The sequence below is a fragment of the Chryseobacterium culicis genome (assembly GCF_900108365.1).
In the GTDB taxonomy this organism is placed as follows: Bacteria; Bacteroidota; Bacteroidia; order Flavobacteriales; family Weeksellaceae; genus Chryseobacterium; species Chryseobacterium culicis.
On record NZ_FNWQ01000002.1, the window covers coordinates 244,819 to 263,118 of the forward strand.

The 18,300-nt window shown below is 38.1% G+C and carries 15 protein-coding genes; 8 read left to right on the forward strand and 7 right to left on the reverse strand.

The window, feature by feature from the left end:
• Window positions 1-32: 32 nt before the first annotated feature.
• Window positions 33-1,472, forward strand: a complete 1,440-nt coding sequence (locus tag BLW74_RS07430; RefSeq protein ID WP_089691122.1) for a glycoside hydrolase family 30 protein — start codon at window positions 33-35, stop codon at window positions 1,470-1,472.
• A gap of 85 nt (window positions 1,473-1,557) precedes the next feature.
• Here BLW74_RS07430 and BLW74_RS07435 read toward each other — a convergent pair whose 3' ends face one another.
• The 3 genes from BLW74_RS07435 to BLW74_RS07445 form a co-directional block, all read right to left on the reverse strand.
• On the reverse strand, window positions 1,558-3,426 hold the full coding sequence (locus BLW74_RS07435; RefSeq protein ID WP_089691124.1) for a DUF3472 domain-containing protein: 1,869 nt from the start codon (window positions 3,424-3,426) through the stop codon (window positions 1,558-1,560).
• Window positions 3,427-3,634: 208 nt separating this feature from the next.
• Window positions 3,635-4,444 (reverse strand): enoyl-ACP reductase FabI, encoded by an 810-nt coding sequence (locus BLW74_RS07440; RefSeq protein ID WP_062670284.1) that lies wholly within the window; start codon window positions 4,442-4,444, stop codon window positions 3,635-3,637.
• A 120-nt stretch (window positions 4,445-4,564) separates the two neighbouring features.
• Window positions 4,565-4,864 (reverse strand): DUF883 domain-containing protein, encoded by a 300-nt coding sequence (locus BLW74_RS07445; RefSeq protein ID WP_089691126.1) that lies wholly within the window; start codon window positions 4,862-4,864, stop codon window positions 4,565-4,567.
• Between the two features lie 482 nt (window positions 4,865-5,346).
• Here BLW74_RS07445 and BLW74_RS07450 point away from each other — a divergent pair, with 482 nt between their 5' ends.
• Together BLW74_RS07450 and BLW74_RS07455 are read left to right on the forward strand one after the other, a co-directional pair.
• Entirely contained in the window at window positions 5,347-6,624 is a 1,278-nt protein-coding gene (locus BLW74_RS07450) for a hypothetical protein (protein ID WP_167358396.1), read from the forward strand.
• A gap of 144 nt (window positions 6,625-6,768) precedes the next feature.
• The gene (locus BLW74_RS07455; protein WP_089691130.1) at window positions 6,769-7,530 is read left to right on the forward strand and encodes a Rossmann-fold NAD(P)-binding domain-containing protein; all 762 of its coding nucleotides are present in this window, start codon (window positions 6,769-6,771) and stop codon (window positions 7,528-7,530) included.
• A 303-nt stretch (window positions 7,531-7,833) separates the two neighbouring features.
• Here BLW74_RS07455 and BLW74_RS07460 read toward each other — a convergent pair whose 3' ends face one another.
• On the reverse strand, window positions 7,834-8,688 hold the full coding sequence (locus BLW74_RS07460) for a nucleoside phosphorylase (protein ID WP_089691132.1): 855 nt from the start codon (window positions 8,686-8,688) through the stop codon (window positions 7,834-7,836).
• A gap of 22 nt (window positions 8,689-8,710) precedes the next feature.
• Window positions 8,711-9,037: a hypothetical protein gene (locus tag BLW74_RS07465; RefSeq protein ID WP_089691134.1), complete on the reverse strand. Its 327-nt coding sequence runs from the start codon at window positions 9,035-9,037 to the stop codon at window positions 8,711-8,713.
• A gap of 230 nt (window positions 9,038-9,267) precedes the next feature.
• On the opposite strand from BLW74_RS07465, the gene BLW74_RS07470 reads away from it, so the two are divergent.
• Window positions 9,268-11,097, forward strand: coding sequence for a cytochrome-c peroxidase (locus BLW74_RS07470; RefSeq protein WP_089691135.1), 1,830 nt, complete (start codon window positions 9,268-9,270; stop codon window positions 11,095-11,097).
• Between the two features lie 121 nt (window positions 11,098-11,218).
• Here BLW74_RS07470 and BLW74_RS07475 read toward each other — a convergent pair whose 3' ends face one another.
• Window positions 11,219-11,629, reverse strand: a complete 411-nt coding sequence (locus BLW74_RS07475) for a helix-turn-helix domain-containing protein (RefSeq protein ID WP_089691137.1) — start codon at window positions 11,627-11,629, stop codon at window positions 11,219-11,221.
• Window positions 11,630-11,977: 348 nt separating this feature from the next.
• Here BLW74_RS07475 and BLW74_RS07480 point away from each other — a divergent pair, with 348 nt between their 5' ends.
• Both BLW74_RS07480 and BLW74_RS07485 read left to right on the forward strand, forming a co-directional pair.
• Window positions 11,978-14,131: an alkaline phosphatase PhoX gene (locus tag BLW74_RS07480; RefSeq protein ID WP_089691139.1), complete on the forward strand. Its 2,154-nt coding sequence runs from the start codon at window positions 11,978-11,980 to the stop codon at window positions 14,129-14,131.
• 57 nt (window positions 14,132-14,188) lie between these two features.
• Window positions 14,189-15,088: a leucine-rich repeat domain-containing protein gene (locus BLW74_RS07485; RefSeq protein WP_089692578.1), complete on the forward strand. Its 900-nt coding sequence runs from the start codon at window positions 14,189-14,191 to the stop codon at window positions 15,086-15,088.
• 2 nt (window positions 15,089-15,090) lie between these two features.
• Here BLW74_RS07485 and BLW74_RS07490 read toward each other — a convergent pair whose 3' ends face one another.
• Complete coding sequence (locus tag BLW74_RS07490; protein ID WP_034696743.1) at window positions 15,091-15,414, reverse strand: translation initiation factor; 324 nt, start codon at window positions 15,412-15,414, stop codon at window positions 15,091-15,093.
• Window positions 15,415-15,530: 116 nt separating this feature from the next.
• On the opposite strand from BLW74_RS07490, the gene BLW74_RS07495 reads away from it, so the two are divergent.
• Both BLW74_RS07495 and gpmI read left to right on the forward strand, forming a co-directional pair.
• Window positions 15,531-16,460 carry a DUF2268 domain-containing putative Zn-dependent protease gene (locus BLW74_RS07495; RefSeq protein WP_089691141.1) on the forward strand — a complete coding sequence of 310 codons (930 nt, stop codon included), beginning with the start codon at window positions 15,531-15,533 and terminating at the stop codon, window positions 16,458-16,460.
• A gap of 214 nt (window positions 16,461-16,674) precedes the next feature.
• The gene (gpmI, locus tag BLW74_RS07500; RefSeq protein WP_089691143.1) at window positions 16,675-18,216 is read left to right on the forward strand and encodes a 2,3-bisphosphoglycerate-independent phosphoglycerate mutase; all 1,542 of its coding nucleotides are present in this window, start codon (window positions 16,675-16,677) and stop codon (window positions 18,214-18,216) included.
• Window positions 18,217-18,300: the final 84 nt, after the last annotated feature.

Here is an 18,300-nt window from a genome sequence, read left to right on the forward strand (position 1 = left end):
GGACAACAGGTCCAAAAAACAGAAAAAAAATCATGAGAAAACTAATTGTAAGTTGTTTTGTAGTAGGTATTGCCATCAACGTCAATGCTCAGAATTATTGGAAAAAAAATGCAGGAAAAACAGCTAAAGTAGTCCTTACCAATTCGAAAGCGAATGAGAAAATGGTGGATAAAGGAGCCGTTACTTTTCAACAGTTCGGGCAGCCTAAAGAAACAGATGCCTGTATTTTTGTAGCTCCGAATTTTAAATATCAAAAGTTAATTGGTATCGGAGGTGCTATTACAGATGCCTCGGCAGAAACCTTTTATAAAATGCCAAAGAACAAGCAGAAGGAAATTCTGGATGCCTATTTCGGAAAAAACGGATTGGGATATACCGTTGTCCGTACCAATATGAATTCCTGTGACTTTTCCAGCGATTCTTATACGTATGTAGAAGATAACGATACTTCCCTGAAGACATTCAATGTTGCGCACGACGAGAAGTATAAGATTCCAATGATTAAAGAAGCCCAGAAAGCGATTGGAAATAATTTTACATTCTATTTCTCACCCTGGAGTCCGCCGGCATGGATGAAATCAAATCAAAGCTTATACAAGGGAGGCAGACTGGAAAATCAGTATTACCAAACCTGGGCAGATTATTATATCAAATTCATTAAAGAATATGAAAAAAGAGGTATCAATATCTGGGGATTAACCGTTCAGAATGAGCCAATGGCTACCCAAAGCTGGGAATCATGCATCTACACTGCTGAAGAAGAGGGAGAATTCCTCAAAAAGAATCTTGGGCCAACCCTCTGGAAAAACGGATATAAAGATAAAAAAGTAATGATCTGGGATCATAACAGAGATCTGATCTATCAGAGAGCAACCACTACATTAAGCGATCCGGAAACCTCAAAATACGCCAGCGGTATCGGATACCACTGGTATGAAACATGGAACAACAAAACCCAGCTGTTTGATAATTTAGCAGAAACTCACAGAGCTTTTCCGGATAAATTTCTTGCGTTCACCGAAGGATGTAAAGAACAGTTTAATATGGACAAAATCTATGACGTAAGCCTTGGTGAACTCTACAGCAAAAATATGCTGAATGACTTTAACAAGGGAAATGCCCTATGGACAGACTGGAATATCCTGCTTGATGAAACCGGAGGGCCTAATCACAAAGGAAACTTCTGCTTTGCACCCATTATAGCAGATACAAAGACAGGAGAGGTATTCTACACCTATGAATATTACTATATAGGACATGTTTCAAAATATATTAAACCGAATGCGCAGAGAATCGGAAGTTCTTCCAACAGAGCAGCCCTTACCTCCTCAGCATTTATGAATGAAAATGGCCAGCTGGTAACCGTTATCATGAACGATTCAGACAATGATATTGAAACCAACCTTTGGATTGAAGGAATGGCGGCCAAACTGAATGCTCCGGCACACTCTATACAGACCGTAATTTTATAATATCATATTAATATTATTTTTGACAGAATCGGCGGCCTCGAAGAGGCCGCCGATTCGCATTGAAAGCATCGTTATTAAAAGTTATTTATTGTATAGAAAACTTCCCGGAAACCGTTCCCTTGCTGTTTTGAGCATTATAAAAATAGATTCCTGTTCTCATTCCTGAAGTTGAGAGTATTGCTTTACCTGTTTCGGACTGTTGAGATTTTATCGTTAATCCTTCAGCGTTGATGATGGTTAATTCATAAAGGCTTCCGTTTTCAGGAAGACTTATGGTTAAGTTTTCCCCCTGTTTTACAGGATTGGGATAGGCTGTAGAAGTTGCTTCCTGTTTCGCTGATATTTTGGATGATGTTACCTGCTCAAGCACCCATTGATGATTGGCACCAGCTGTTCCGTTTATATCCTGATCCCATATATTGATATTCGTACCTGAAGTTTGTGAATTGCCAGGATTATCCATAGCTTTCATATTCGATAATGCGGTTCCAATGACAAAAGCACTTGAAGTATAAGGTCTCAGTACCCACTGTTGATTATTTCCACCATGTTTAGGATACTGTACCAGCGTAGTACCATTGCTTATATTGGATGCAGGAACATCAATTGCCAGACCAGAAGCACGGTTCGTAATGATGTAATTATTTCCTGTTTTTTCCAGTTTCCATTGTTGGGCAACATTACTGCTAAAAGGATATTGAACCATTTTGGTATTGGCAGAAGTACTGTAATTGGCGGGGCTGATGTATAGACTGCTTCCTACGCATTTTATTCGGTAATAAGCATTCGGATCAATGGTAGGTGATGTTATAATGGAGTTGATCGTAAGGTTATTATACCCGAAATTTGACGTTTGTTTAAAAATGTCTTCCAAAACCACGCTCACATAGTATTTCCCGGGCTGAGAATTCGAAGGAAGCGGTACCTGAACACTTCGCTGATCTGGGCGGATACCTGCAACCACTGCTACGGGAGTATAAGAATTTGCCCAGCTGGCTTCCGTATATAATGAAACCTTATAAGAAAACTGTGGGCTTGTGGTTTCTGAGCTTGCCCAGCTTACATTGACCGAATTAGCAGAGGAGTTATAAGATGGAGTAACCGTGGTAACGGTAATAGGAGTAGCTGTCGCAGGTTTTATACCATCCTGAGTGATTCCGTTAAAAGTTACCGAACTGCCAGCAGGTGCCGGAGCTGTTCCACAGGAAGTCACTTTTATTGCTGTATTGTTGAAAGCCGTTTCTGCGCCCCATGATCCTGTTCCGGCAGAAGCGGTATATCGTGAAGGTTTAGACCAGTTCCCCTGTGCATTCATGCTCCAGAAATTTCTGAAATATCCGCAGCGGGTTGCTTTGCTGGCTGCCGAATTCCAGTTTTCTACAAAACCTCCCAATTTGGTTCCTGTGAATTTGGCATCATTTTCAGGGGTGACAATCGTGACATAATGTTTCCATTTTCCGGTACCGTAATCAAACATAAAAAATCCTATTCTGGTTTTTCCGTCACCGGTAGCCCATCTTCGTACCACAGTAGCATACCAGATGCCGGGTGTCCATGGCATGGGATTATCCGTGTGAAGGCCCGTTCCTTCTCCTCCGAAACCATCCACAAAAGTATTGGGAGCAGTGTATTCTGTAGTACACTGCGGTACATTGGTATCCTGCAGATCCCACATTGAAAAAATGTTGTTGTAGATTTCATTCTGTTTGTACTGAATTCCCGCATATCCGCCCCGGGGACCCAAAGAAAAGTTCAGGGTAGAGTAGTAGGTATTTACCTTTTTGCAGGTATTGTCTGCCATTACTTCAGAATACCAGAGTTCACCGGAGTTGGCCATATCAAAACCTTCAAGATACGGACCCCAGCTTGGGCAAGTCTGAGCATTGGAGGCATTGAAAAATGAGGATGCAGCAATAAGTACTATCGCTGCACAAGATTTTAATTTTTTTTCCATAAAACAGATCGTTTGGTAGTACTAATTTATGGATATTTGAATTATTTGTAAGTATTTAACGTTTGTTTTATTAACTATTGAAATAAGTATTTGTAATGATTGAAAAGTATTGATTTATTTTCATAAAAAAAGCAATGCACAGATATGCATTGCTTGTATTGAATAGGATTGCTCCTTTATTGTATTGAAAAAATAAGTTTTGTGCTAATTATTCAGCATCATATTTACTGATTACTCTCTGAGTAACGCCTGAACTGCTGAAACCTCCATCATGGAAAAGATTCTGCATCGTTACTTTTTTGGTAAGATCAGAGAATAGTGTTACACAGTAGTCAGCACATTCAAGAGCAGTAGCATTCCCTAGTGGAGACATATCTTCCGCATATCCTAGGAATCCTCCGAAGCCTTTCACACCGCTACCTGCGGTAGTCATGGTAGGCGACTGAGAAACTGTATTTACACGTACTTTTCTTTCTCCCCAATAGTTCCCGAAAGTTCTTGCGATACTTTCAAGATACGCTTTATTGTCAGACATATCATTATAATCCGGGAATGTTCTCTGAGCAGCAATATAAGTAAGGGCCAGAATGCTTCCCCACTCATTCATACAGTCTTTTTCCCAGGCTACACGCATTACTTTATGGAAAGAAACAGCGGAAATATCCCAGCCTTTCTCCAACCAGTCATAATTCATTTCCGTATAATGTTTTCCTTTTCTTACGTTGATAGACATCCCGATAGAGTGAAGGATAAAGTCGATTTTTCCAAATTTTGCAACAGCGGCATCAAAAAGTTTTTCAAGATCTTCTATAGAAGTAGCATCAGCACCTATTACTTCAGATCCCGTTTTTTCTGCTAACCCATTAAGCTCTCCCATTCTCAAAGCAATAGGAGCATTAGATAAAATGAATTCAGCACCTTCCTCATGGCATCTTTCAGCAACTTTCCATGCGATAGATTGTTCATTAAGGGCTCCAAAAATAATTCCCTTTTTGCCTTTAAGTAAACCGTATGACATAATTTTTTAATGTTTATTATACTACAAATGTAACAATAATTGTGCTTATGGCATAATAAAAAATGGAGCCTTATCAATTTAAGACTCCATTTTACTGAAAATATTTATATGACTGAAATACTAATTGGTTTTCTTATTCCATTCTGCTTTTACATCTTCTGCCGCATCTTTGGTTTTTTCCCATGCTTCATCTGCCTTATCTTTAATATCTTCCCAGGCATCGGATACATTAGCTTTTACCCTGTCTAACCAGTCTTCCTGGCTGGCCTCCTCATCATTATTCCTTTTCTCGTTGATATAATCTTTGGCTTTATCTGCGAGTTCATTGATTTTCCATTTGGTTTTATCCGTTGCATTCTGTAAAGAATTTTCTACATTATTAACTGCATTTTCCGCTTTGTTATACTCTGAATTGTTCATAATACTATAAATTTTAATTTGGTAACTGTACTTAAACAATAACTATTCCTAAAATCAGGTTGGCCTGTTAAACTTTTCATAATATTTTGTTATAATTTTCAAAATCAAGCCTGCTAATGATCAGTGAGAGTTGGATAATTAAGGAAAATATTTTTAGTTATATCATAAAAAATGAAATATTTAAATTCAAAATTCTTGCTGTAAAAAACTGTTTCACCGAAGAAGAATAGTTGTTTTTTATTCAAAATATAGTGATGTTTACTGTTAATCAGGCAATACGAAAAATTAAGCAAAAAATAGGAGATCGCCCCAAACATCAGTCCATGCTTAAGTTAATAACATATTGATAGTTAAACATTTTTCAATGTTTTGTGATTAGGTTTTATTTTAATCACTGCAAGGTGTATTTAATTATGATTTTTTCAAAGAAATGGGTGGTTTGTTAAAAATTTGTATATTTGCAGCTTCAAAAAATGAACGCAATGCAAAAAAAAGATAAATTTCGATACTTTTTACTTCTGTTTTTCTTCAGTAGGTGTTTATATGCTCAAGTAGGGATAGGAACTCCTAGCCCTTCACCTTCAGCAATGCTGCACGTCAATGCCGCTCATAAAGGGGTTCTTCTTCCAAGCGTTGCTTTGACCTCTACAACGGATAACATTACAGTACCTTCACCAGCTGACGGACTTATCGTATGGAACAATGGATCTTCTTCATTGGTAGAAATAGGTTTTTATTATTGGTTTGAATCAAAATGGAATAAAATTTTAGCCAATGGAGGAACTCCCACAAAAATAGAGGATGGAGCCAACTGGAATCTTACAGGTACCAATGTTGGAAATTATGGCGGAGCCAGTACAACGCTTGCTTTAGGAACAAAAACGTACGATGACCTGATCTTTAAGGTTAATTCCTTAACTGCCGGAAGACTGGGTGTTGATAACTCCGTAAGCTTTGGAACAGGATCTAATGCGGGACAAAACGGGATTGCCATTGGAAGTGCCAACTCAGCATTCATGGGAATTGCTATCGGTAGTGCAACAACGGTCTCCGGAAATGAAGCATTGGCATTAGGGAACAAAACTGCCGCAGCCGGATTCAGATCTACCGCAATAGGGTTCCATGCTCAGACCGGTAGTAATGAATCTGTGGCGGTGGGAAACAATTCCTCAGCAGACGGATTTCAGTCCATTGCATTGGGATATAACGCAAAAACGAATACAAACAGCGAAACCGCTTTAGGATATAATGCAGTAACCAACAGTCAGAATTCAACAGCATTAGGTTCCGGCGCTAATGCATTGGGGCAATACTCAACAGCAATAGGCTACGGAGCGGTCACTTCACAGGCTAATGCCATTGTTTTGGGAGATAATAACGCAAATGTAGGCATTGGAACAAGTACTCCAACGATCGCTGCGAAGCTGGATGTAAGCGGGCAGTTTAAATTGGGTGAAAAAGGCAGTGTGCAGAAAAATCAGATCAGTTTCGAAACATGGCCTGGAATATCCATCAATAATTTACCTTCGGGAAAATCCACAACCGTTGACATCCCGGTTCCGAATGGTTATCAGCCGGGTTCTACAAAAGCTGTTGTGGTGGTTTCTCCGGCAGGAGATTTTGCAGGAAATTCTTCATTTTCTATCTCAAATCCAAGGCTTACCTCTGCATCAAGCATCACCATCAATCTTACCAACATTTCTGGAAATGCGAGCAGCCTTTACTCCGGACATTTTTATGTGATGATCAATGAATTTTAAGTAATCGGTTTTTTATGATGGCTGATAGGGTGTGAAGAACTTCCGGACGGAGGTTCTTTTTTATTTTCTTTTATTGATGTTAAATTGAAATACGCCGGCAAATAGAGTATTTTTGTATCATTAAAAGAAAATCACTTTCGAAATATGAAGAAAATTGGAATTATAGGCTATGGCTGGCTGGGGGAGAGAATGGCGCCTTTCTTATCCGAAAGATATACCCTATCGGCTACCACTACCACGGAGAGTAAAGCACATGAGCTGAATAAAAGAGGAATTAATGCCATAACAGCTACTTTTCCGGACTATCAGCTGTCTGAACCTGTTTCTCAGTGGAAAGACATTCAGGATGCCGATGCACTTATTATTACCATTCCTGTTTCTGAAAAAAGCTGTTGTGTAAGTTCTTTATATAACAGAATTCAGAATTTATCAGCCTTTATCGGAGATTTTAAAGGACAAATGTTTCTTATGAGTTCCACAGGCGTTTATCCGGATCTTGCCAAAGAATTTACAGAAGAAGATGTTCCTCTGGAAAAAGTATCGGGAGAGCGGATGCTGAGAAGTAAATATCCACAGCTTAACATTCTGAGGCTTGGCGGTTTGATGGGAGATGACAGACTTCTGAAAAAATATAATGTAAGCAATCTGGACCATGCAGTGAATCATATTCATTATGCTGATATAAGCAGGATCATCTCAGAAATGATTGAAAGAAAAACTGAATCCAGGTTATACAATGTAACGGCTCCGCTTCATCCGGCAAAGAGCCAGGTGATTAATGCTCAGAAGGATATCATTGACGATGAAGAGTTTGAGGTGAAAGGGAAGAAGGTGTTGTCTTCAAAATTAATTTCAGAGTTGGATTATGTATTTCAGTATCCGGACCCGAGAACGTTTCATCTGTAATTATTTATCGTATTAGATTCATTTTACTTACAGGATTTCCTTTACCGCCTTTATCATTTCGTAGAATTCTCTATGAAGCTTTTAAAAATCAGTATTTAGATTCTACGGAATGACAAGCTAAGTGAGTAGTTTTAATTATTGTGAAAAGATCACTATTTTCGATAAATACAATCAAATTAATTCAATAGGAGCGGGCTTTAGCCCGTTAATGAATAGATTAAAAATCCATCGGCTTTAGCCAAAACCTAATAAAAAAAACCTCCGGAAACTATCGGAGGTTTAATTTTGTAAATAACTAACTAATTACTTAATAATTCTTTCCAGTACCCATTCAATAAGGTTTTTCTCAGAAGCATGGTGGTCTGCGGAAAACTCTCCGCGTCTTCTGTTGGCAATCACGTTATTTACGGTGATCGCTTTATGTCCTAATAGTTTGGATAGGGCATAGATTGCGGACGTTTCCATTTCAAAATTGGTGATTCCCAGATCATTCAGGGTTTCTAAGAATTGGTCGTCCACTGCCTTTAAGCGGAGCTGTCTGCCCTGTGGTGCATAGAAGCCCGGGAATGTTGCCGTATTACCGTGATACTTGGCATCTTTGTAATAGTTGCCCATTTCTTCTGCCCAGTCTGAGAAATAAAGCATAGGCTTGATTTTTTCGTAAGGGAATTTCTCCAAGAAACTTTTAGAAAATTCATTTTCAAACTGGTAGTCCTGATAGAAATGCATCAATCCGTCTAAACCGACTACATTCTGGGTAACCAGCATATTGTCTACCTGTACATCCGGGTTTACACTTCCACAGGTTCCCATACGGAATAGCTCAAGGGCCTTGTGCTCAGTTTTGAATTCCTTATTCTGAAGATCAATATTCACCAATGCATCCAGCTCGTTCATAACGATATCGATGTTTTCAGTTCCGATACCGGTAGACATTACCGTAATTCTTTCTCCACGAAGGGTACCTGTATGCGTATAGAATTCTCTTTTATTTTTTTTGATTTCTACGGTATCAAAGTATTTTGAAACTTTAGCTACCCTGTCAGGATCTCCTACAAGGATAATTTTATCAGCAATATCTTCAGGAAGAAGATTCAGGTGGTATACACTTCCGTCTTCATTCAGAACAAGTTCTGAGGCAGCAAGTTTGTTTAGCATAATATAGGTATATTTTTTGTTTTTAGTTAATCATAATGGCCTCTTTATAAGGAGATGCCATAACCTCGTAGATGTCATTATATTCTTCTACAATCCTTTTCTGTCCGTTCATTACTTCATATACAGTAACAACGGTCTTCTCAATGTTTTTAGGATCCTTCCTCTGTGAAGTGATTTCGTAGAAGTGATCATCTTTTTTAAGGATAGAAATCAGTTCTTCTTTGGTAGAATTGTTGGAAGTCATCATTCCCTGCTTGCCGGCTTGTTTTTCCTGCTGCTTTTTCTTCTGGGAAAATGCTGTCACAGAAAGTAAACCTGCAGCAACAGCAAACCATAGTTTTGTTTTCATAATCCTATTTTAGTTTTTTGATGTGTTGAATTTAATTTTAAAAAATCCTCTCCCAATAATCTTGCGCCATTATTTTCCGGTATTTCGAAGAACCGTTTTTCTTTAGAATAATGAATTTGATTTCGGGGTTTAAAATTAGTGAAAAATATTGTATCAGAAATATAAACATTATTTAATCTGCTATTAAAACTGAGATAACATCAGATCAGTACTTTTGCCGCTAAAAATTCATGAGAACGTATCCGCTGCTTGTAATTGCCGTTCTGATAGGGCTTGCAGTAATGTCTTTTAATCCCGTTTATAAAGGAAAAGAAAGCGACAGTACATTTGTCAATAAAGGGTTGTCCGACTTTAAAATAAAGCTTGAACAGCTGAAATCAGATGTTGATAAGTTCTCTGAAAACCGTATTTCTCTGGAAGAACTGCAAAAATCCCTGAGCAGTACAAGAAATTCATTTAAAGAAATAGAATTCTATATTGCTTACCATTATCCTGAATTTACAAAAACCCACCTTAACGCGGCCCCTCTTTTTCATATTGAAGCTGCTGGAACATCATCCTATACACTTCCACCGGAAGGATTACAGGTACTGGATGAGCTTATATTTTCAGATGAAGCAGAAGATGAGAAAGAGAAGATAAAAACCATTACCACCTTTTTGTATAACAGCTATTCCGGATTTTACTTAAGCGCTTTAAAAAATGGATTAAGCAAAGGCAATAACAAAACACTGCCTTTAAGGATCGAGCTGATCAGGATTTACTCACTGGGAGTTTCGGGCTTTGATACCCCGGGTTCCCTGAATATTTCCGAAGAGGCAAGCCACGCTCTTGCAGGAATGCAGAAATACATCAATGATGATCCTTATTTTAAAAATTATCATACTGACAAAGCTAATCAGATGTTAACAGAAGCTATCGGTTATCTTGCTAAAAATACCGATTTTGAAACCTTTGACAGGATCGAGTTTTATAAAAAATACCTACAGCCTTTGTATGAAGAATGGGGAAAATGGGATGGCAGACCGGATGACCTTAAAGAATTTTCAGGATGGAATATTAATAATACAAACTTTTTCAGCAGCGATTTCCTGGATCCCTATTTTTATACCTTATTGAAATCCTCAGAAGATAATCCGGACCTCAGGAATCTTGGGAAATCCATTTTCTACGATCAGAACTTAAGTGGTAACGGGAAAATGAGCTGTGCTACGTGCCACCTTCCGCAAAATGCTTTTACAGATCTGAAAACCCAGTCACCAAGCAATGTGGAAGGAAAAACAGTACTGAGAAATTCTCCCTCTTTATATAATGCAGTTTTTGCCAAGAGGTTTTTCTATGATCTTCGTGCCTTCTACCTTGAGCAGCAGGCAGAACATGTCATCTACAACGAACAGGAATTCAACACAAGCTACGAAAGCATTATTCAGAAACTAAAAGCAAAATCTGACTATAAAAAAGCATTCCGAAAAGCCTTCAAGGACGGGGAAATCAGCAAAGAAAATTTTTCAAAGGCATTGAGCTCCTATGTAGCATCCCTGTACTCATTTGACAGCGATTTTGACAGTTTTATGAGAAATGAAAAGGATGTGCCTGACGATGTAAAAAAAGGATTCAATCTCTTTATGGGAAAAGCCAATTGCGCTACCTGCCATTTTGCCCCACATTTTTCGGGGTTGGTGCCTCCTTTCTTTAATGAAAACGAATCTGAAGTACTCGGAATTACCAGGAAACCCATCACACAGCTTCCAGTAGAGCTAGATCAGGATCTGGGGAGAGGAAACAGCCCGGTGAAAAAAGAAAAATCATGGATTTATGATTACTCTTTCAAAACGGTAACGGTGAGAAATATTGCCCTTACCAAACCTTATTTCCATAACGGAGCTTTCAATACCTTGGATGAAGTGCTGGATTTCTATAACGAAGGTGGAGGAGAAGGGTTAGGATTAAAAATGAAAAACCAAACCCTGGCTCCGGATAAACTCAACCTTACAGAAACAGAAAAGAAACAGATCATCGCCTTTCTGAATGCTCTTACGGATGTGAGTAAAGCGAAATAAACGGGGTGCGGGAATAATATAGTAAAATGAAATAAGCTAAATTTTGAAACTTGGGTAAATATGATGTACGCAGGTTTCAGAATTTAGCCTGAAGTTTTACAGATAGGATCCGTCTGTCTGTTTATTTGTTTTGAATCAGTTTTTCCAGCTTATCAATCATTTCCTGCTGTTGTTTCAGCATACGCTCGTAAAGTTCAACCATTTTATCAAGAGGATTGAAAGTAGGCTGTACATTGATAGCATTCAAAGTCGATGTATCGTTGCTTGTGAATGTATTAGAGATAATATTCACTGCCTGTTCCTCATCAAAATTCTCAATTGCTTCTGCCGGAACCTTCAGAATCTGGGCTACCTGGGCCAAAACATCAGACTCTACAATTTCTTTTTGTTCCAAAAGAGAGACTTTCTTCTGATTCCAGTCGTCACCTAATTCAAAAGCTAAGGCTTCCTGCTTGATACCCAGTATTTCGCGGAAACGTTTAATATTTCTGCCCTGATGTATTTTTTTATTTTGCATAGCTGTGTCAATCATAATAACAAATATAAAGTTTTAAGAGATAAGAATAAAGTTTGCTTTTAAAATAAATTATCTTCTAAAATATTCTTGTTTTTGAGTAAAAATTTCTTTTCTCTGGCAGATTTGTCCTGTTGAATAAGTCGTTCTTGTGATCAATCAATAAAAATTTACACTTCATTCCCGATTACGTACGCACCAAACCCGAAATCCTGCATATAGTATCCTCACTGCTTAACACAAAATTAATCCCCTTAACATTAGGTTTCAGATAAGTTAATATTAGATCATTTAGATTTAAAGTCCTATTAACAGAGGAAAAGCTCTAATAAAATAGTTTTGCAAGGTCTAATAAATCAAATAAAAATGAAGAAAAAACTACTAACAGTGGGAGCTTTGGCTATACTGGCCAGTTCTGGCATTCAGGCGCAGACTCTTATATTCGATAAGAGCGCATCATGGAGCTACAAAGATAACAATCAGGCACAGCCGGCCGGCTGGAATGCCAAAACTTATGATATTTCAACATGGGCAGTAGGAAACGGACCTCTGGGATACGGAGATCCTGTAACAACAACTATTAATTCCGGATTAACTACAGCTTATTTCGCTAAAGATTTCACCGTAGACCTTTCAACACTTTCCGATACTATGGAACTTGGAGTAATGAGGGATGATGGTATCATTGTTTATCTTAACGGAGAGGAAGTGGTAAGGGATAATATGCCTGCCGGTACTGTTACATTCAATACTTTTTCTAGCACAACTATTGATGGGGCTGCAGAGAATGTATACAATGTTTTTTCCATCCCAAAATCAAAATTTGTAAACGGAGTCAATAGATTTTCTATTGAATTGCATAACAGAAGTACTACCAGTTCAGATCTCAGAATAGATGCTTATCTGAAAACAACCGCCAATACCACTACACCGGTAACATGTAACGGAACGCACATCAGCTGCTTTACTTCTATTGTTCCTACCGCACAGACCAATAAACTGATTATCCCGGCCGAGCATAAATACCAGCTTATCCTAAAAGAGGGGGACAGCTATACAGAAGGTGGAGGATTGGTAGGTGGTCAGAATGACTTTACCGGATATGTTGCAAAGGCAGGAAGCAGTACAAACGGGTATCTTTCCGTAAACCATGAAACCAATCCTGGAGGAGTTACCATGGCGGAAATCAATTATAACGCAACTTCAAAGCTTTGGCAGTTAACAAAATCCAGAGCAGTAAGTTTTTCAGATCCAAGTTTAGTTCAGACGATCAGAAACTGTTCAGGAGGAGTTACCCCGTGGGGAACCATTGTGACAGCAGAAGAATCTGTAACTTCCAATGATGTGAATGCAGACGGATACAAAGATTACGGCTGGCTGGTAGAAATTGATCCCGCAACAGCTTCGGTTATTTCTAAAAATCCCGACGGTTCCAAAGGAAAACTTTGGCAGATGGGAATCATGAACCATGAGAACGTAGTTGTTAACAGTGCCGGAACTATCGCTTATTACGGAGAAGACGGAGGAACGCATATGGTATACAAATATGTATTAGATACTCCGAATGATCTTTCTTCCGGAAATCTTTATGTCCTGAAATTAGATCAAGGATTAACTGCTGCTGGAGATCCGGTAGGAACTACAGCCACATGGGTGCAGGTTCCGAACAAAACAAAAGCAGACCAGAACAATACCAATACAAATGCACAGTCAGTAGGAGGAACAAAATTCAACGGAGTAGAAGATGTTGACATCAGTCCGCTGGATGGAAAAATCTATTTTACAGCCAAAGGATTGGACAGAGTATACCGTCTTCAGGATAACGGAACTACGGCTTCTCAGGTAGAGACCTTCGTAGGTGGAGGTTCTACTGTATACTCTTTCAATACAGCTCAGGGAATCAAATCTGAAGCGTGGGGAGATGGAAACGATAACCTTACTTTTGATGAACTTGGAAACCTTTGGGTACTTCAGGATGGAGGTAAAAACTATATCTGGGTCATTGCTCCGGATCATACACAGGCCAATCCTAAGGTAAGACTATTTGCTTCGATGCCAGCTGGAGCGGAACCTACAGGGTTGACATTCACTCCGGATCATAAATTCGGTTTCTTCTCTATTCAGCACCCGGATTCAACAATCTCTACTGACGTTGATGCAACAGGAAATACTATTGATTATAAAGGGAAATCCGCAACAATCGTTATTGCCCTTAAAAATAACTTAGGAATTGAAGGAACCTTAGGAACTATAGAAAACAATGCCGCAGAAAATACAGTAACAGTAGCGCCTAACCCAACATCAGGAATCGTAAAAATCAATTCACCAAAAGGATTGAAAGATATTTCTGTAACCGCTTACAGCATGGACGGGAAAATTGTTTATACAAAGAAATTCAACGGTACAAATAAAGTACTGGATCTGGATTTCACACCGCAGTTAGAAGGATCCCGTGTTTTAGTATTAAATATAGAAGCGGAAGGAGGTTTCCAGAAAACCGTAAAACTTTTAAAGAAATAAATTATTTATAATTCTTGTCTGTCGGTGGTTTCGGCTGCCGGCAGACCTTTTATTTTTATGAAAAAGCTTTTTTTGTTGATTTCAATTCTTACACTTTCTCAGATCAAAGCCCAGATTGATCCGGTAAAGTATCCCACCTTTACCAACATTGAAGATGCTTTAAAGAGCGAAAAAACAGTGTATAGCATAAGTTTCCGGGAGAAAGGTCTTTTTAATCTCCCTCCACAGATTGTAAAACTGCATTCGTTATTCTTTTTGAATATCATGGCCAATAAGTTGGAGAAAATGGATCCGGAACTTTTTGCTTTAAAAGAACTGGAAATTTTAAATGTCAACGAAAACAGTATCAAATACATTCCGGATGAGGTAGGCAATCTGAAGAAACTGACCACTTTTTCCATGAATCTGAATAGCCTTACCAATATTAATCCCAATGTTGCAAAACTTCAGAACCTAAAAGTGGTACATTTTGATGCCAATAACCTGAATACTTTTCCAGAAGCCCTTATGGAAATTCCTGCACTGGAAGAAATTAACCTTCAGGGAAATCAGATCAGCTTTATTGCAGACAGGCTGGATCAGCTTAAAAATCTGAAATTTCTTAACCTTTCGGATAATCAGATTAATGACCTCGGAAATTTGTCTTTTCCTGAAAATATAAAATATCTTGAGTTACAGCAGAATGCAATAATCAGACTTCCGGACAATCTTTTCAAATCAAAAAAACTTGAATTTTTGAATGTAAGCGGAAACCATATTACAGCAGTTTCGCCCAAAGTAAAGGGGCTGAAAAATATCGTCAGTATGAATCTGGCTCATAATAACATCAAAGATATTCCTGTAGAAATCAAACAGCTTAAAAATCTGAAAACATTGATTCTTACAGGAAATCCTATAGAAAAGTCTACCATTGAATATATAAAAACCTTATTGCCGGAAACCCAGATCTATTTCTAGATCTATCCGCCAACACGCTTGGTTTTATATCCCATTTCTTTAAGGATATTCATTATTTTATCACGGTTATCACCCTGGATGATAATCGTTCCATCCTTTTCAGAGCCGCCTATACCTAAGGTGGTTTTTATTTTCTTTGAGATTTTTTTTAAATCCTCCTCACTGCCTTCCCAGCCTTCAACAATGGTTACTGGCTTACCGTTTCTTCCTTTCTTCTCAAATTTGCATACCAATGGCTCCTTCTGCTTGAATTGCTCTTCAGGCATCTCAAAATCCTGCTCTTCATGATCAGGAAAAAGATTCTTCAGTTGATCTCTTAAATCCATACGGCAAAATTAAAAAGATTTACGGATTAATTGCATAGACATGACAAATTCATGAAAACTCGGACATAAGTTTTTATATTTTTGACCGTTAGATAGCATATATTTAAAAAACTAATATGAAAACCGGATACGTTTTTGCATTTCTTCCTTTAGCTTTTGGTGTTGCCAAAGCTCAGACAGGATTTTCCACTGATCCATTAAACGCTGTATTTGAAACTAAAGATACAGACCGTTTCTGGAAAGCATTTGATACCATGAACAATTCTAAACAAAATCCCTTTACAGATTATATTAAAAATGGATCCCAGGGAGTAAAAGGTTTTATGGAATATAGGATCATTAATGCCGATTCTTTATATGCGACGGTGAGAAAGAGAAAAGAAGATTATCTTAAGAGCAGGAATGTTTTGGCAGGAATTAGCCAAAAAGAAAGAAGAATCAGAGCTGTTTACAGTGCATTGAAGTATTGGTATCCGCAAGCCAAATTCCCGCCTATATATTTTGTCTATGGAAGATTCAATACAGGAGGGACGTTTTCTAAAAACGGAATTATGATCGGAACAGAAACTCTTCAGAATCTGGAGGGTATGGTAGGACTTGTTTCTCATGAGCTGATTCACTTCCAACAGGATATCAAAGGAACTGATAACCTGTTAAAATATACATTAAGCGAAGGAAGTGCTGATTTTATCAGCGAATTGGTATCAGGAGAAACCAATAATAGTCCGTTTTATACATATGGAGAGGTAAATTCTGATAAATTATGCAAAGAATTTGTAACTGCTCTAAAAAAGAATGATCCTATAGATTGGCTTTACGGAACCAGTAAAAAAGATGATCGTCCTAATGATCTTGGCTATTGGATGGGTTATAAAATTTCTGAGGCCTATTTCAAAAAACAACCGGACAAGCATAAAGCTGTTCAGAATATTTTAAATATTCAGAATCCGATTGTGTTTCTTAAAGAAAGTGGTTTTTTGGATCAGTACATCAAACAATATGTACAAGAAAATAACATGAGTTTTGAGGACTTTTTTAAAGAATAATTTGGTCTGATATGAGCAATTTAATAATTCTTTTTGTTAGCTCTGTCAAAGTTCAGACTCTTCACAAGATGTGATGCCTACAAATAGAACTCATTTTTATATTATAATTTTAAAAGGAATTGATTGGCATAATCAGCAATCAATAAAATTCGAAGCCGCAAATTCTTCTATTCATAGGAAATTAGGTAAATTTGTATAACAAAAGTTTTACAAAATGTCAAAAAAAGCAATACTGGCCATTCTTGACGGATGGGGATTGGGAACAAACCCTGACGTTTCAGCAATAGATAAAGCAAATACACCATTCATAGACAGCTGCTACCAAAAATTTCCACATACCACGCTTGAAGCAAGTGGACTGGCTGTAGGATTACCAGCCGGGCAAATGGGGAATTCTGAAGTAGGACACATGAACCTTGGAGCCGGAAGAGTAGTATACCAAAACCTGGTAAAACTGAACATGGCCGTTGAAAACGGAACACTGGGTCAGGAAAAAGTAATTCAGGACGCTTTTGATTATGCCAAAAAAGAAAATAAAAAAGTACATTTTATCGGATTGGTTTCCGATGGAGGTGTACACTCCCATATTAATCACTTAAAAGGACTACTGACAGCTGCAAAAGAATTTGGTCTGAATGATAACGTTTTTGTTCATGCATTTACTGATGGCAGAGACTGTGATCCGCATTCGGGATTAGGATTTATTGATGAACTTCAGAAGCATATGGAAGCCACTACCGGAAAGCTTGCAACAGTAGTAGGAAGATATTATGCAATGGACAGAGATAAAAGATGGGAGCGTGTAAAGCTGGCCTATGGTGCCCTGGTAGAAGGAATAGGAGAACAGACAACAGATGTTCTGGCTACCATTAAAAGGTATTATGATAATAATGTTACCGATGAATTCCTGAAACCAATCATTTTAATGAATACTACTGCTACAGGAAATGTAGTACCGGTAGCAAAGATTATTGATAATGATGTGGTAATCTGCTTTAACTTCCGTACAGACAGAGGAAGAGAAATTACAGAAGTTCTTACTCAGAAGGATTTTCCTGACTTTGGAATGAAAAAACTGAACCTTTATTACATCACGCTCACAAACTATGATAAGACCTTCCAGAATGTACAGGTTGTTTTTGATGAAAACGTTTTAACGGAAACAATGGGTGAAATCCTCGAAAAAAATGGAAAAACCCAGATCAGAATAGCAGAAACTGAGAAATATCCGCACGTTACCTTCTTTTTCTCAGGAGGAAGAGAAGAAGAGTTTAACGGTGAAAGGAGATTATTGTGTCCAAGTCCCAAAGATGTTCCTACCTATGATCTGAAGCCGGAAATGTCTGCATATGATATTACCAGTGCAATCGTACCGGAACTGGAGCAGGGCACCGCTGATTTTGTCTGCTTAAATTTTGCCAATACAGATATGGTAGGGCATACAGGCGTTTTTGAAGCCGCCGTAAAAGCTGCCGAGGTAGTAGATCAGTGCATTGAAAAAGTGGCAACCGCTGCCTATGAAAACGGATATGCGGTCTTCATTCTTGCCGACCACGGAAATTCAGATGTAATGAAGAATCCTGACGGAACACCGAATACACAGCACTCCACCAACCTGGTTCCTTTTATTGTGATGGATAAAGACCATACCTGGAATGTAAAACCAGGAAAACTGGGAGATGTTGCCCCTACAATCCTTAAAGTAATGGGCGTTGAAATACCGGATGCAATGACAGGAGATGTTCTGGTTAATTAAAATTCAATACTATTGTCCAAAAAATGCCGTTATACTTTTATAGTGGCATTTTTTTTATGACTTATGTCAGATAATATATGAGTT